The following is a 15,642-nucleotide window of genomic DNA, read 5'->3' as shown; positions in this document are numbered from 1 at the left end:
CGCGCCATATAATATTATTATATATCATATACTAAGATGAAATTAGCGGTGTTAGCGGCCGGATTCACGGAGATCGGGCAGCATCGCGCGTCACCGCCAACCGATCGGGCTTCCTTGCCGAAGACCCTTCCAGACCGGTTCCCGATATGGCTGCGCCCAGGCGATCTCCACTCCGTACCAACGGATCGGATTTTATGCTCGATGCTCCAGGCTAAACCGAACCCTTGCGCTCCACGACAAGGATATGCGCGGCACCGACCGGGTGCGCGACATGCTCATCGCCGACATCAGCGAGGAAAATGTCGGTGGGCGAGAGGCGGACACAATGCTCCGCTCCGTCGATCCGATAGAACATATCGACCTGGCCGCTAAGGACGACAAAGGCCTCGGCCCCGTCATTCCTGTGCCATTTATAAGGCTGATCGGTCCAATGCAGGCGCACGGTCACGCCGTCGATCTCCATGAGATCGCGCGCGTCCCATGCCCGGTCGGGCCGGAAATCGATCACATCGTTGACGATCGTCGGCATTTCAGACCTCCGCCACGCGTATCGATCGACGCCGGGGTCGCGCGCCCGGTGCCGGCCGCGCCAGCCTCTCCCGCAAGAGAGGCCGCCCAGTCAATGCGTCCCGATCAATGCGTCTTTGCCGCCGGCGCGCCCGGTGCCGGCGTCGCGGCCTTGGCGGGTTCGGTGCTCGCAGCGGTGGTGTTGCCTGCCGCCTTGGCTTCAGCCTTGCCAGCCGCCGCGGCCGGCGCGCCAGCCGCCGGCGCCGCCGGAAGCGGCAGGTTCGATCCCTGCTGGTTGAGATAAGCGATCACATTCGCCCGGTCCTGCGCATTGCCAAGACCGGCAAAGGTCATCTTGGTGCCGCTGGCGAATTTGCGCGGGCTGGTCAGCCACGCGTTCATTTCGTCAAAGCCCCATTTGCCGCCATGCGACTTCAGCGCGTCGGAAAAGGCGAATCCGCCCTTGCCCTCGGCAATGCCCTCGCCGAGCGTGGCGTAGAGATTCGGGCCGATGCCGTTCGCGCCGCCCTGAGTGATGGTGTGGCAAGCGGTGCATTTCTTGAACACGTCAGCGCCCTTGGCCGGATCGGCCGACGCCAGCAGTGTCGCGATCGGCACTTCGGCGGCGCCTGCGCCACCCTCGGCCTCAGCGCCTTCGATCGGGTAGCCGGCCTTTTCGGGTGCGCCGGTGTGATACACCATGTTACCGACGATCCCGAGCCCAAGCGCCACGCCGCACGCCCCCAGTACCCAGCCCGCGATCGTGTTCGTCCTGTTGTCCATTACGCCTTTGCCCCTGTCGTATCATAGGCCGGAAAGTTGGCTTCCTTTAGATTCGCGTTGCCGACACCGCAAGCCGCGCTTAAGCGCGCGGCCTCATGGAAAATTTCGCCGCCCCCGCTCGCCCGATCGTCGCAAGGATGACCGAAGCCGCCGCCGCCCAACCGCAGCGCGCGGTGGCGTTTCAGGGCGCACCCGGCGCGAATTCGCATGTCGCGGCAATGGAAGCGTTTCCCGATTGCCTGCCCTTGCCCTGTTTCGACTTCGCCGACGCGATCGATGCGGTCCGCGAAGGCCGCGCCGACTGCGCGATCATTCCGATCGAGAATTCGCTGCATGGCCGCGTCGCCGACATGCATTTCCTGCTGCCCGAATCGGGCCTGGTGATCACCGGCGAACATTTCCTCGGCATCAAGCACGCGCTGATGGGCGTCGGCACGCGCGACGATGTGCGGGAAGCGATGAGCCATCCCCAGGCGCTGGGCCAGTGCCGCCACTGGCTGCGCGAGCATGGCATCTCGGCAATCGCCTATCCCGACACCGCGGGCGCCGCGGCAGTCGTGGCCGAACTTGGCGACCCGAAGGTCGCGGCGCTTGCGCCGCCCGGTGCGGCGAAAATCTATAATCTCAACCTGCTTGCCGACGGCCTGGCCGATGCCGATCACAATACGACGCGCTTCGTCGTTCTCGCCCGCGCGGGTCATGAGCCGATCGGCGAAGGGCCGTGGATGACGACGCTGATCTTCGAAGTGAAGAATATTCCCGCCGCGCTCTACAAGGCGATGGGTGGTTTCGCGACCAACGGCGTCAACATGACCAAGCTGGAAAGCTATCAACGCGGCGGCAGCTTTGCGGCGACCGAATTCTATGCCGATATCGTCGGCAGACCCGGCGACGAGCCGCTCGACCGCGCACTGGAGGAATTGGGCTTCCATTCGAAATGGATGCGCTTGCTCGGCACCTATCGCATGGCGCGGACGCGCGACTGATTCGCTTTGGGATAAGTCGGTGCGGACCGGCACCGTCTTATTTCAGACAGGCATCAGCCCTCCGCCCAGGCCGCGAGCAGCGTATGCGCAATCGCATAGGGCGGCGGCGCAAGGAACGACCCTTCTCCCCCCGCCAGCACGCGCCGTACTTCCGCGCGCGGGACCCAGATCGCGTCCTCCAGCTCATTGGTGTCGAGCGTGATCTTGTCGTCCGCCGCCGTGCCGACGCACGCCATCATCAGCGACGACGGGAATGGCCAGGGCTGGCTGGCGATGTAGCGCACGTCGGACACGCGTATCCCCGCCTCTTCCATGATTTCGCGCGTGACCGCTTCCTCGATCGATTCGCCCGGTTCGAGGAACCCCGCCAGCGCCGAATAGCGCCCCGCCGGCCAGGCCGGCTGACGCCCAAGCAGCGCGCGGCCGTCATGTTCGGCGATCATGATCACCACCGGGTCGACGCGCGGAAAATGTTCGGCGTGGCAATGGGGACAATTGCGTCCCCAGCCGGCGCGGAACATCGCGGTCTGCGTTCCGCAATTGGCGCAGAATTGATGGCGCGAATGCCAATCGAGCACGCTGCGCGCAGCGGCATAGGTCGCCGCCTCGCCGGGCGCGAACCGATCGAGCATGCCGAACAGACGCATCGAGCGGCCGGCCGGCGCACGCATCCCGGGCGTGAACGCCGCGAAATGGGGCTTATCGCCGTCGAGCCCAAGCAGGACCAGCTCGGCGTCTTCGGGAGCATCGGCCAGACTGCTCCAACCAAGCCGCCCGACCTCATCGACTTCCGGCTCGAAATTCTCGAGCTTGAGCAACCGCGCGCGCCAGTCGCTGACTGCCGCCGCAAAGGCTTCGGGGTCGTGGCGCAGTCGGTCGGCGCGGTCGAGCACGCCGCCGGTGAATCCTGGTATCACGGGCGCTTGCGCTCCATATCGGTCCTGAACGCGGCAACCGCCTCGGTACGCAGCGGCCATTTCTCGCCCGGGAAGTAATTGACCATCACCGTGCCGCGCACCCGATGCACCGGATCGACGAAAGCGACCGTGCCGGCCGCACCACCCCAGCCATAGGTTCCCTTGGCGGCGCCGCCCGGCGTATCGGCGATCGTCACCGATCCACCCGCGCCGAAGCCCGATGGCGCGGGCGCCGTCGTGCCGCCGGTCGTGGCCGCCACCCCGCGATAGAAGACGCCGGCGGGCAACAGGTTGGACATGCCGAGCTTGGCCGTTGCCGGCTTCATCACCCGGACGCCGTCGAGCTCGCCGTAATTCTGCAGCATGTGGAGGAAGCGGTCATAGTCGCGCGCCGACATGACGAGCCCCGCGCCGCCATAAGGAAAGCTCGGCGGCTTCAGCCAGATCGAACTGGCTGCGGAATCGAGCGGCGTCCGGCTGTCGCCGATGATCATATAGTTGCTGGCGAAGCGTCCGACTTCACTCTGCGGCACCGTCCAATAGCTCGATGTCATCTTGAGCGGGCCGAAGATGCGCTTCTGAACAAAGGCATCGAAGCTCATGCCGCTGGCGACTTCGATCACCCGGCCCATCACATCGAGGCCGATCGAATAACTCCACACGGTCCCGGGGTCCGCGATCAGCGGCGCGCTGGCGGTGCGATTGGCGAATTCCTCGAGCGTCGTCGGGCGGACCTTGCGGGCTTGCTCTTCCATTGCCGCGCTGATCACCCCTGGCGTCAGCCCGAGCCGCTCATATTCCTTGAGCAGAGCCCCCCTGGTGATGATCGTATAGCCCAGCCCGGCGGTATGCGTCAGCAGATTGCGGATCGTGATCGGGCGCGTCGCCGGACGACTGTCGAGACTGTCCGGGCCGATCAGCACTTTCATGTTCCTGAACGCGGGAATGAAGTCGGAGACCGGCTGGTCGAGTGACATCTTGCCGTCTTCGATCAGGATCATCGCCGCCATGCCGGTGATCGGCTTGGTCATCGAATAGACCCGCCACAGGCTGTCAGGGCCAGCCTTGGCGGCAGCGGCTTCATCGCCGATCTTGCCGGCGGAGACGAACACCGTCGGCTGATTGCCATAACCGAAGGCACCGACGATGCCCGGCATCTTGTTGGTGGCGACATAGGAATCGAACAATGCCTGAGTCGTCGGCAGGGGCGATGTGGTCACAGCAGCGGTCGCGGGAGCCGGCTGGGGTGTGAAGGGCCGGGACGCCTGCGCCTGAGGCGCCGCCTCGCTGGCGAACACCGCGCCCGCCGCGAGCAGCGCCAGCGCGCCTGCCGAAACCATGTACCGCACAGCCTTCATGTCGCTCTCCTGATTTCACCCCTGACGACGGCAGCCGCCTTGGCAAAGACCGTCGGCAACCCGGCCGACTCGATCTCGGCCACCGGCCACCATTCTCCCGCGTTCGAATGCTCCCGCACGATGGCAACCGCAAGCGCGAGTTCGAGCCGGAAATGCGTAAAGACATGAACCACCCGATCGTCGAGCACTTGCCAGTCGGCGGCGACGGGCGGATCGGCAAGCCCCGGCGGGGCATCGGCCCATGGTCCGGTCGGCAGCGCGCGCATGCCCCCGAGCAAGCCGCGCGGCGGGCGACGCTCGAGCAACACCTTGCCGTCGCGCTCACCCCAGAAGATCGTGCCATAGCGTTGCGGCTTCGTCGCCTTGGCCGGCTTGACCGGATAGGCATCGGGTTCGCCTTGCGACAACGCCAGGCATTGGTCGTTGAGCGGGCAGACCAGGCATTTGGGATTGCGCGGCGTGCAGATCGACGATCCCAGGTCCATCATCGCCTGAGCGAAATCGCCACTGCGCGAATCGGGCGTGATCGTATCGGTGGCGGCGCGGATCGCGGCTCGCGCGCCCGGCAAGGGCTCACCAATCGCGAACAGGCGCGACACGACGCGCTCGACATTGCCATCGACCACCACGGCGCGTTCGCCGAACGCGATGCTGGCAATGGCCGCAGCGGTATAGGCGCCGATGCCGGGCAGAGCACGCAGTTCGTCTTCATTGCCGGGGAATGCGCCGCCATGCCGTTCGACCACGACGCGCGCGCAGGCGACCAGATTGCGCGCCCGGGCATAATAGCCGAGCCCGGCCCAGGCGCTCATCAGTTCGGCCTCGTCAGCGGCGGCGAGGCTGGCGAAATCGGGCCAGCGCGTGGTGAAATGCTCGAACTTCGGCCGCACCGTCGCGACCGTCGTCTGCTGCAGCATGATTTCCGACAGCCACACCCGGTACGGATCGGCACGCGGTGCGCCCGGTGGCGCACGCCAGGGCAGGTCGCGCGCATGCTTGTCATACCAGGCAAGCAAGGGCGCCGAAACGCGGCGCCGTGAAATGAGCGGCGCCGGGATCGGTCGGGGCTTTATGGATCGGGGCTTTGCGGGCACCGCGTCGCTATGGCATGAGAGACGCGATGAGCAAACGTGGCGTTCCCACTCCGGAGTCCCAAACACAACGCGGCGGCCGTGCGCGCGCGGTATCCGAGCTGTTGCCGGACGCCGGACGCGCCGCGTTTCGCCGCTTCGGCTTCGTGCAGAGCGCCGTGGTGAGCCGCTGGAGCGAGATCGTCGGCGCGCGCTATGCCGGGGTGTCCGCCCCCGAATCGATCCGCTTTCCGCAGGGCAAAAGATCCGAAGGCACGCTCAACCTGGTCGTGCGCGGCGCGCATGGCACGATGATGCAGCATATCGCGCCGGAGATCATCGAACGGGTCAACCGCTTCTTCGGCTATGCCGCAATCGCACGCGTGCAGATGCGCCAGGGCGATGTTCCGGCCCCGCGCCCGCGCGCCGCGCCGCCGTCGCTGAAGCCGATCCCGGTCGAGCTCGGCGCCAGCCTGCGCACCATCGCCGATCCGGAATTAAAGGCTGTGCTCGAAGCATTGGCGGCCGGTGTCGCCGCGACCAGGGGACCGCCGATCATGGGCGGCCCAATCAAGGGGAGTGGGGACGAGTGATTCGCTGGATTATCGCAGTATTTCTGGCCCCATTGCTGATCGGCGCGGCCCCGGCCCCGCGCGACTGGTCCAAAACCGTGACGCAGACGAGCAGCGGTGCGTTCGTCATCGGCAATCCGAAGGCGAAGGTGAAGCTGATCGAATATCTCAGCTATACCTGCCCGCACTGCGCGCATTTCTCCATCGGATCCTCGGCGGTGCTCAAGGGCAAATATGTCCGCTCGGGCTCGACCAGCGTCGAATTGCGCCATGCGATCCGCGACAAGCTCGATATGGCAGCGACGATCATCGCGCGCTGCACCGGGCCTGTCGGCTTTTCCGCGACGACCGATGCGGTCTTTGCCGGCCAGGAGGACTGGCTGATGCGCGGGATACAGTTCGAGCGCGTCAATGGCGGGCGCATGGACCTTTATCCGGAGAATGCCCGGCTGCGTGCGCTTGCCGACGGGGCCGGGCTGACCGATATCGGCCGCGCCAGGGGACTGAACGACGCGGCGCTCGACGCCTGTTTCGCCAATGACGCCGAAGTGCTCAAGATCGCCGTGATGGCCGATGCGGCCTGGACCGCGATTCGCGCCGCCGCGCCCGCCGATGGCGGCACGCCGAGCTTCGTCGTCAACGGCAAACCCTATCCGCATCTCGACTGGGCCGGGCTGGACAAGGTCCTGCTCGCCGCCGGGGCGCGGTGATTCCGCTGTCGTGATTTCCGTTATTTGGTGATTTTCCCTGGAGTGTGCCGACCATGAAGTTCCGTCTCGCAACTGCTATCCTGCCCCTGATCGCCCTTGCCGGTTGCGGCAGCGGGAACAGCACCGGAAATCTCTCCGCGCCGGCCACGCCGATCGCGGCCATTGCCGCACCCGCTGGACAGAATTGGGCCGAGACAACGGCCCTGACCGCGGAAGGCGGCTATCGCCTGGGTAACCCCAACGCGCCGATTAAGCTGGTCGAATATGGCTCGCGCACCTGCCCGACCTGCGGCCAGTTCGGCCGTGAAGGCATGGAGCCGCTGATCAAGAACTATGTCTCGACCGGCAAGGTCAGCTATGAATTCCGCGACTTCCTGGTCCATGGCGCGCCCGATCTCGCCGCCGCCCTGCTCGGCACCTGCGGTGGCCCGCAGCCCTTCTTCCCGCTGCTCGAGCAGATGTACCAGAATCAGACGACCTATCTCGACAAGCTGCAGAAGATGTCGCCCGAAGCCCAGGCGAAATTCCCCAGCATGAAGCCCAATCAGGTGGCGACGGCGCTGGCCGAGCAGATGGGGCTGATCGAGTTCGTCAAGCAGCGCGGCATTCCCGAGGACAAGGCACGCGCTTGCCTGAACGACCAGGCCAAGCTGGAAGCGGCGGCCAAGCTCAGCGACGACGCCACGTCGTCCGGAAAGGTGACGGGCACGCCGACCTTCCTGGTCAACGACCAGAAGGTCGATGCGGTCGCCTGGAGCCAGCTCGAGCCGATCCTGAAGGGCGCGGGCGGCTGATCGCCCGCGATCATAGGCGGGGGGCGGCCGGCTAGTGCAGATCAAGCGGCTCAGGCTGTCCGGATTCAAGAGCTTCGTCGATGCCGCCGATCTGCGCATCGAACCCGGGCTGACGGGAATCGTCGGCCCGAACGGCTGCGGCAAATCCAATCTGCTGGAGGCGCTGCGCTGGACGATGGGCGAAACCTCCGCCCGCTCGCTGCGCGGGGCCGGCATGGAAGATGTGATCTTCGCCGGCACCGCGACACGCCCGGCGCGCGAATTCGCCGAAGTCTCGATCCTGATCGAGGATGCCGGTGCCGAGGAAACCGAAATCGTGCGCCGGATCGAACGCGGCGCCGGTTCCGCATATCGCATCGACGGGCGTGACGTCCGCGCCAAGGATGTCGCGCTGCTGTTCGCCGATGCCGCGACCGGCGCACATTCGCCCGCCCTGGTCAGCCAGGGCCGGATCAGCGCGGTCATTTCCGCCAAGCCCGCCGAGCGGCGTGCGATGCTGGAGGAGGCAGCCGGAATCGCCGGCCTGCATGTCCGCCGCAAGGACGCCGAACAAAAGCTCCGCGCGACCGAGGCCAATCTCACGCGCCTCGATGAAGTCATTGCCGATCAGGACGCCCGGGCCGCGGCGCTGAAACGTCAGGCGCGTCAGGCCGAACGCTATCGCGCGCTGTCCGACCAGATCCGCACCGCCGAGGCGCGGATGATCTTTGCGCGCTGGCGCGACGCCGCGGCGGCGGCCGACGCCGCGAAGGCGGAAGCCGCGCAGGCCGAGACTCGCGTCGCGGACGCCTCCGAAGCGCAGCGCGCCGCCGCCGCCTATCAAGCGGAAGCAACCAGCCAGCTGGCCACCGCCCGCGCCGCCGCGCTGGCCGCCCGCGACCGGGCAAGCGAGGCAGGGCACAAACTCTCCAGCCTGCGCACCGAACGTGCGGCGGTCGACCGGCGGCTCGCCGAGCTGACGGCGAATCGCGGACGGCTGATCGACGATCGCGCCCGCGAAGGCGCCCTCGCCAATGATGCCGCCGAAGCGCTGGCCCGGCTCGCCGAGGAAGCCAAGACGCTCGACGCGCGCATCGCCGATGCGACGGCGCGCATGCCCGAACTCGACACGATACTTGCCGGGGCGGAACGCGCCGCGCGCGACGCCGAGGTTGCGCTGGCCCAGGCGCTCGCGGCGCAGGCAAGCGAAGCTGCGGAAGCGCGGGTGGCCGAAGCGGCGCTCGCGGCAGCGCGGGCGCGCACCGAGCGCAGCGAGCGCGACCTGTCGCGGGTCACCTCGGAAGCCGCGGCATTGGGCGACGCGGCACCGCTACAGGCCGAGCGCACCCGCGCCGCCGAGGCACGCGCGCAAGCGCTGCGCCATGCCGAATCCGCGCGTACCGCGCTTGCCCGCGCCGATGCCGGCGAGCGCTCGGCAATCGACCAGCGCGACCGTGCCCAATCGGCCCGCGCCGCCGCACATGCCGAATTGTCCGCCCTCGACAGCGAGGCGGCCGCGCTGGCCAAGGCAACACGCGCGAGTGGACGCGAGCGGCTGCTTGACCAGGTACGCGCCGATCCGGGTTATGAACGCGCGCTTGCGGCGGCGCTGGGCGACGATCTGGAAACCGGGCTTGATCCGACGGCGGAGCGCTTCTGGGCCGGCGCCGAAGCATTGCCCGGCGACCCCATACCGCCCGCCGGGACTGTCGCGCTGGGCAAGCATGTCACCGCTCCACCGGCGCTGGCGCGGCGACTGGCGCAGATTCTCGTTGCGGACAGCGATGACGGGCAACCGCTCGCGGTCGGACAGCGACTGGTGACGACCGCCGGCGTGCTGCGCCGCTGGGACGGTTATGTCGCGAAATCAGGCGGGGCAGCGGCGGCTGAGCGGCTCGAACGCATGAACCGGCTGCGCGCGATCGAATCCGCCCGCCCGGCGGTGGTCCGCGCGGTCGATTCGGCTGAAAGCGAACTCAACCGCATCGACGAAGCGATCGCCGAGGCGCGCCGTGCCGCCGCCGATGCACGCCGCGTGCTCGAAGGCGCAGAAACCAGTGCGCGCGATGCGGGCCGCGCCGAGGACAAGGCGGCGGTCGCGCTCGAACGGATCGAAACGCAGCGCGCCGATCTCGACTCGCGCCGTCAGCGCATCGCGGCGGAATTGTCCGAAGCGCAGGCCGAACTCGACCGCGCCGCACGCGACAAGGCGGCGTTGCCCGACGGCAGCGCGACGCGTGAACGGGTCATCACCTTGTCCGCCGATGCCGAAACGCGGCGCACCGCAGTGGCGACCGCGCGCGCCGACCGCGCCGGACTCGAACGGACGATCGCACAGGATCGGGACCGGCTGGCGAGCGGGACGGGCGAAGCCAAGGGCTGGCGCGCCCGCGCCGGCGAAGCGGCGCGACGCATCGGTGACATGGACAAGCGCGATACCGAACTGGCGACGGAAGCCGAGGCGCTGGCCGATCGTCCCGCCGCGCTCGACCGGGAAATCGCCGCGCTGGACACGACGCACGGTGCGGCCCGGGCCGAAGCGGAAGCGGCCCAGACGATCGAGCGCGACGCGGAAACGACGTTGCGCGAAACCGACACAGTTGCGCGCATGGCGGGCGAGGCGCTGTCCGAAGCGCGCGAGGTCCGCGCCGGCGCTGCCGCTCGCGCGGAAAATCAGGAATTGCGGCGGATCGAGATGGGCCGCCTGTCCGGCGAACGCTTTGAATGCCCCGCTCCCGTATTGCCGGAACGAGTCGGCTTCACCGTCGACACGGTGCGCAGCCCCGCCGATGAATCCAGCGCCCATGAGCGACTGACGCTGGAGCGCGAACGGATCGGCCCGGTCAATCTCGTCGCCGAAAGCGAACTCGCCGAACTGGAGGCCGCGAGCATCGGCAACAGCGCCGAGCGCGACGAACTGGGTCTGGCGGTCAATCGCCTGCGCGGCTCGATCGGCACGCTCAACCGCGAAGGCCGGCAACGCCTGCTCGCCGCCTTCGAAGCGGTCGACGGCCATTTCCGCCGCCTGTTCACCACCCTGTTCAACGGCGGCAGCGCACATCTCGAACTGATCGATTCGGACGATCCGCTCGAAGCGGGACTCGAGATCATGGCCCAGCCGCCAGGCAAGAAGCTTCAGTCGCTGACTCTTCTGTCGGGCGGCGAGCAGGCATTGACTGCGGTCGCGCTGATCTTCGGCCTGTTCCTGACCAATCCCGCGCCGATCTGCGTGCTCGACGAAGTCGATGCGCCGCTCGACGACGCCAATATCGAACGCTTCTGCGATTTGCTCGACGCCATGACACGCGAGACCGCGACCCGCTATCTGATCGTCACCCATAATGCCGTGACGATGAGTCGCATGCACCGCCTGTTCGGCGTGACGATGATCGAACAGGGTGTCAGCCGACTGGTCTCGGTCGATCTGGGTGGGGCGGAGAGCCTGTTGGCGGCCTGAACTCAACCCAGTCAGGCGCCGGCTGGCGCAAGCTCGCGGCGATGATCCACAACATTGCTGCCCCGCGGACCGCGGCGGCGATCGCAATCTCGCCCTGTGTCGCCGCTGGCAGATGTCCCTCCATCCCGGCGAACCACCAGAATTCGGCGAAATAGGCGAGGAAATCGCCCAGCGCGAACCAGGCGATCGGCCATAGCCGGTAGCTGGTCAGGATCAGCACCGGATAGAGCCACAGGTCGAATTGCGGCGAATAGACCTTGTTGGTCAGCAGGAACCAGGCCAGCACCGGCGTAAACAACAGCCAGGGCCGATCACCGTGCCGCCGCCAGCCGAGCGCGACGATCATGGCGGCACCGACCAGGAACAGGCCGCCCGACACCAGGTTGCGCTGCGGAATCGATGTCACCCAGAAACCGGACGTCGACAGCAATTCCCAGATCGATGCCGCGGTCCCCGAACGCTCGCCGGAAAAACGGTAGAATTCCGACCAGTTCTGATAGGCGCCAAACGCCACCGGCACATTGACTGCACCCCAATAGGCGATCGCGATCACCACCAGCAGCGCAGCGGCGGTCAGGCGCCCGGTCACCTGCCTGCGCTCGCCCGGGAACAGCGCGGCGAGTCCGAACAACGGCAGCAGCAATATGGGGAACAGCTTGGCGGCGGTGCCCAGCGCAGCAAGCGCGGTGGCGTTGATCGCGGCGCCGCGCCGTGCCGCAAGCAGCGCAGCAATGGCGAAGGCCACCGCCAGCATATCCCAATTATGCCCGAGATAGAGGATCAGCGGCGGCGCGGCGGCCCACCAATAGAGCCGGCGGCGATCGACCCCGGCACGCTCCATCATCGCCAGCACGAGAAAGGCGAGCAGCGCATTGACCGCCGCGACCACGCCGAGAAAATGCGCCGCATTCGCCACCGGGCCAAACAGCGTGCGCGTCACCAGTCCCTCGACCCAGATCAGTCCGCCGGTCAGCACGGGATATTCCATTCGTGCATCGACATAGGGCAATTGCCCGGCCGCAACGCCGCGCAGGCCCCAGAACGGCACCGCGTCGCTATAACAGCCGGTCGTGTACTGGATCGAATCCGTCCAATAAGCCCCGCAATGCCCCTTGAACGCCCAGCCGGCGAGGCACGTCAGGCCCAGCAGCACATAGGGCCACCACCGCGTTCGATCCGTCCCGCCCATGCCTGCTCCCGTGCCGTGGCGCGGGCTTATCGTCTTGGACCAGCGAAGAACAGCCATGCCTGGACTGATCTTTGGCGACCGATGCCTCAGAAATTGATGCCCGGCCGCAGCACCAGCTGGAAGAACGCCAACATCACCATGGTGAGGATCGTCAGCCGCCCGAGGTTCAGCCGCCCGGCTGGCGCCGTCGCCGGCAGCGGCGTGCTGCGCCAGGCGCCGCTCTGGATGAACCCCATGCCGATGATTGCCACCGCCACCGGCACCAGCAGTACCTGGTCGATCGAGCCGGGCACGCGGAACGGAATGATGATCGCGGTTCCCAATATGGCGGGCACGGTCGCCACCCGGAAAATCGTTACTGTGCGACACTCATTGGGTGCGAGGCTGAGCAGCGGGCGCATCAATGCGAACGCCACCGCGACGATCGCCACCAACGCGACCAACGCCGCCGCCCAATGCATGGGCGCGTCAAGACCGAGATAGTCCATCGCCATGCCGACATCATTTTGCGGCAGGATCGCGCCGACAACGACTTGCGAGATCGACTGGAACAAACCGGCAAAGGCGACCCATATCAGCGCGACACGCCCGGTCGCGCTTGCCGGCGCCCGGTTGCCGCGCAACGCGAACAACGCCGCCAGGCCGACCAGCAGGATTGCCAGCGCGCCGGTGCCCTGGAACAACCGCGCCAGCGGATTATCCCCGGTCCAGTCATGATTGTTGTGGTACAGCGTCGGATGAAGCCCCGGCACCAGCGCCTTGGGAATGACCAGGAACAATTCCTGGACCAGGAACAGCAATTCGAACGCAAGCGCATAGAGCAGGGCGGACCCGATCGTCAGCTGCCAGTCCCACGGTCCCGCGACCGCGCCATCTCGGCGACCGCCACGCCGCGACCATCCCACCAGGCCCAATATCAGGGGACCTATCAGGACAAGGATCGCGAACAACATCGCGATCGGGCCGGCATCCGCTCTCATATTTTCCCCGCTCCTGCGCCCAGCGCCGCGACGCATTCGCCGCGACGGCCTTTCCCTACCGCGGTCTGGTGGGGCCGTCTAACGGAGCGGCCACCTGGTCTAATTTATGCGGCGCTCGCTGAGTCGCTGACGGCTGTCAGCATAGCTCCACGCCGTCAGTCCGATCCCGATGATCGCGGGTAAGGTAACCGCGACGAAATCGCGCGGAAAGGCGGACGGAGAACAGATTCCCACGGCGATCTCCCAGAGATGGAACAGCGCATGGCCGCTGAACCACACCGTCGCCATCGTCCAGAGCAACAGCCGCGTTTCCGCGCGGAACGCCCCCGTCACATAGGCGCCGCCGGTCAGCACGAAGATCATGCCGATGTCGCGGATGAAATGCTGGTTGAACGCGCCCGTCGAGGTCACACCCGGCACGGCGAAATACCAGTCGAGCGGCACGGCCAGCATGACCAGGCCATTGGCGGCCATGGCCAGCCCGAGAATCGTCGCGATGATGATGCAGGTCCGTCTCATATCGACCATTCCTTTTGACAGGTTGAGTTCGTCAATGTGCTCGTCCGGCCTGCGCCTCGGCAGCCAGGGCCAGTTCGACATGCTTCAGCTTGTCCGGATTACGCATGATATAGATACCGGTGATGCGCCCATTTTCGATCTCCAGCGCCGTGGTCTGCAGGATTTCCCCGCGCTCGGAACTGACATAACCGGGAAGGCCGTCGATCCACACCGGGCGGAGCATCACCATCCCACGCTCGCCGAACTTGCGATACAGGCCGGCGAACATCCGCAGCATGCGCTCGATCCCGACGATCGGGTTGCGGAATGCCATCACGCGGCCGCCGCCATCGGACTGCAACACGACATTGTCCGCCAGCAACAGCTTCAGTGCCTGCGTATCGCCACTGCGCGACGCCGAGAAAAAGGCCTCGGCAATCCGATCCGCCTCTTCCTGTGCGACCGGAAAGCGCGGCCGTGCCTCATGGACGTGCTTGCGCGCCCTGACCGCCAGTTGCCGCACTGCGCCGGCATCGCGGTCGAGCGTCGTCGCAACCTCGTTCAGGGCGACACCGAATACATCGTGCAACAGGAACGCGGCACGCTCCAGCGGCGACAGGCGCTCGAGCGCCATCATCAGGGTCAGGGTCAGATTGTCGGCCGGTTCCTCGTCGGTCATCTCGAGCAGCGGCTCGGGCAGCCATTCCCCGACATAGGTTTCCCGCCTGACGCGCGCCGATTTGATCACATCGAGGCACAGCCGCGTCACCACGCGCGACAGGAAAGCGGCGGGGATTTCCACCGCCACATCCGCACGCTGCCAACGCAGCCACGCATCCTGCACTACATCCTCGGCCTCGCTGAGCGACCCGAGCATGCGATAGGCGAGGCGCAGCAACCGTGGCCGCTGCGTCTCGAAGATACGCGTGGATTCGTCAGGCTGCGACACGCGCCGCATCCACCGGATGAACCGCGCGCAGTCCGACCTGCAGCCGGTTCCACAAATTGATCGCACCGATCAGCAAAGTAAGCTGGACTTGCTCGGCCTCATCGAACTGCGCGCTGAGCAGCGCAAAATCCGCGTCCGGCGCACCGGTGTCGGCCACATGGGTCAGGGCTTCGGTCCAGGCCAGGGCCGCGCGCTCCCGGTCGCTATAGAGCGGCGATTCGCGCCACGCGTTGAGCATATAGAGCCGCATCTCGGTCTCGCCATGCGCCCGAGCGTCGGTTGCGTGCATATGGATGCAATAGGCGCAGCCGTTGATCTGCGATGCACGCATCTTCACGAGCTCGATCACCTGGTGGTCGAGGCTGCTGGCCTTGATGCTTTCTTCCAGCGCCATCATCGCCTTGATGCCGTCGGGCGCGGACTTGAACGGATTCTTGATACGCGGGGTCATTGCCTTCTCCCAGGTGCCCTATGCACCTTCCCACTCAAGACGAGATAGGGATCATCGACTGTGACATGGCCGCGAAATTTTTTCTCCGCCCCTTGTTGAAGCGGGAGAGCCGTTACGTCCTCGATTCAGTCCGAAGAACGATATGTTAATATCGCACTCTCCTCATCGCTTGGCACGCTCTTCCATTAAATACTTCCGGCTATAGCCGAGGCATTGGACCGCCATACCGAAGCACAATAATAAACATGTGACTCCGCATCCATCGGCACGCATTATTGCCGCCACATTACATTTATAGTTAATTTATACGGATAATATATGGATAATTATATGCATTATACATTTATCTATTTTTTGTTTTTCACAACAAATAAAAAGTGTTAATTTTTATTCTATTTATATACTGATTCAAGATCATATTGTAATATCTTTAGTTCAATTG

General features: G+C 65.8%; 15 protein-coding genes. 5 read left to right on the top strand and 10 right to left on the bottom strand.

Annotated elements, in window-relative coordinates:
• Positions 1–211 precede the first annotated feature (211 nt).
• Both OO12_RS19470 and OO12_RS19465 read right to left on the bottom strand, forming a co-directional pair.
• Positions 212–529 carry a cupin gene (locus tag OO12_RS19470; RefSeq protein WP_034160405.1) on the bottom strand — a complete coding sequence of 106 codons (318 nt, stop codon included), beginning with the start codon at positions 527–529 and terminating at the stop codon, positions 212–214.
• A gap of 104 nt (positions 530–633) precedes the next feature.
• Positions 634–1,290 (bottom strand): c-type cytochrome, encoded by a 657-nt coding sequence (locus tag OO12_RS19465; protein ID WP_034160404.1) that lies wholly within the window; start codon positions 1,288–1,290, stop codon positions 634–636.
• Between the two features lie 95 nt (positions 1,291–1,385).
• On the opposite strand from OO12_RS19465, the gene OO12_RS19460 reads away from it, so the two are divergent.
• Complete coding sequence (locus tag OO12_RS19460) at positions 1,386–2,276, top strand: prephenate dehydratase (protein ID WP_034160403.1); 891 nt, start codon at positions 1,386–1,388, stop codon at positions 2,274–2,276.
• Between the two features lie 53 nt (positions 2,277–2,329).
• On the opposite strand, the gene nudC is transcribed toward OO12_RS19460, so the two are convergent.
• Genes nudC through mutY form a run of 3 tightly spaced genes read right to left on the bottom strand, consistent with a single transcriptional unit; the run spans position 2,330 to position 5,567 of the window.
• Positions 2,330–3,193, bottom strand: a complete 864-nt coding sequence (nudC, locus tag OO12_RS19455) for an NAD(+) diphosphatase (RefSeq protein ID WP_034160402.1) — start codon at positions 3,191–3,193, stop codon at positions 2,330–2,332.
• The gene (locus OO12_RS19450; protein WP_034160401.1) at positions 3,190–4,551 is read right to left on the bottom strand and encodes a serine hydrolase domain-containing protein; all 1,362 of its coding nucleotides are present in this window, start codon (positions 4,549–4,551) and stop codon (positions 3,190–3,192) included. Before OO12_RS19450 ends, nudC begins: the two co-directional genes overlap by 4 nt.
• Complete coding sequence (gene mutY / locus OO12_RS19445; protein ID WP_052216074.1) at positions 4,548–5,567, bottom strand: A/G-specific adenine glycosylase; 1,020 nt, start codon at positions 5,565–5,567, stop codon at positions 4,548–4,550. The genes OO12_RS19450 and mutY overlap by 4 nt, the downstream gene beginning before the upstream one ends.
• Before the next feature lie 92 nt (positions 5,568–5,659).
• Between mutY and OO12_RS19440 the strand changes: the two genes are divergently transcribed.
• The 4 genes from OO12_RS19440 to smc are packed head-to-tail and all read left to right on the top strand — an operon-like array spanning position 5,660 to position 11,133.
• The gene (locus OO12_RS19440; protein ID WP_034160400.1) at positions 5,660–6,214 is read left to right on the top strand and encodes a DciA family protein; all 555 of its coding nucleotides are present in this window, start codon (positions 5,660–5,662) and stop codon (positions 6,212–6,214) included.
• On the top strand, positions 6,211–6,903 hold the full coding sequence (locus tag OO12_RS19435; RefSeq protein WP_052216073.1) for a DsbA family protein: 693 nt from the start codon (positions 6,211–6,213) through the stop codon (positions 6,901–6,903). The genes OO12_RS19440 and OO12_RS19435 overlap by 4 nt, the downstream gene beginning before the upstream one ends.
• 53 nt (positions 6,904–6,956) lie before the next feature.
• Positions 6,957–7,697: a thioredoxin domain-containing protein gene (locus tag OO12_RS19430; RefSeq protein ID WP_034160399.1), complete on the top strand. Its 741-nt coding sequence runs from the start codon at positions 6,957–6,959 to the stop codon at positions 7,695–7,697.
• 34 nt (positions 7,698–7,731) lie between these two features.
• Entirely contained in the window at positions 7,732–11,133 is a 3,402-nt protein-coding gene (smc, locus tag OO12_RS19425) for a chromosome segregation protein SMC (RefSeq protein WP_034160398.1), read from the top strand.
• On the opposite strand, the gene OO12_RS19420 is transcribed toward smc, so the two are convergent.
• The 5 genes from OO12_RS19420 to OO12_RS19400 all read right to left on the bottom strand — a co-directional run bounded on the left by OO12_RS19420 (position 11,078) and on the right by OO12_RS19400 (position 15,200).
• Complete coding sequence (locus tag OO12_RS19420) at positions 11,078–12,379, bottom strand: hypothetical protein (RefSeq protein ID WP_235364894.1); 1,302 nt, start codon at positions 12,377–12,379, stop codon at positions 11,078–11,080. The genes smc and OO12_RS19420 overlap by 56 nt on opposite strands.
• A 29-nt stretch (positions 12,380–12,408) precedes the next feature.
• A complete protein-coding gene (locus tag OO12_RS19415) occupies positions 12,409–13,302 on the bottom strand; it encodes a hypothetical protein (protein ID WP_052216071.1) in 894 nt (297 codons plus the stop codon).
• 99 nt (positions 13,303–13,401) lie between these two features.
• On the bottom strand, positions 13,402–13,821 hold the full coding sequence (locus OO12_RS19410) for a hypothetical protein (protein WP_235364892.1): 420 nt from the start codon (positions 13,819–13,821) through the stop codon (positions 13,402–13,404).
• A gap of 31 nt (positions 13,822–13,852) precedes the next feature.
• On the bottom strand, positions 13,853–14,758 hold the full coding sequence (locus OO12_RS19405; RefSeq protein WP_034160396.1) for a sigma-70 family RNA polymerase sigma factor: 906 nt from the start codon (positions 14,756–14,758) through the stop codon (positions 13,853–13,855).
• On the bottom strand, positions 14,736–15,200 hold the full coding sequence (locus OO12_RS19400; RefSeq protein WP_034160395.1) for a carboxymuconolactone decarboxylase family protein: 465 nt from the start codon (positions 15,198–15,200) through the stop codon (positions 14,736–14,738). The genes OO12_RS19405 and OO12_RS19400 overlap by 23 nt, the downstream gene beginning before the upstream one ends.
• Positions 15,201–15,642 lie beyond the last annotated feature (442 nt).

Source organism: Sphingomonas sp. ERG5 (assembly GCF_000803065.1).
GTDB lineage: Bacteria > Pseudomonadota > Alphaproteobacteria > Sphingomonadales > Sphingomonadaceae > Sphingomonas.
The sequence above is the reverse complement of the archived record's forward strand: the minus strand, read 5'-3'. Positions and strand labels throughout refer to the sequence as shown.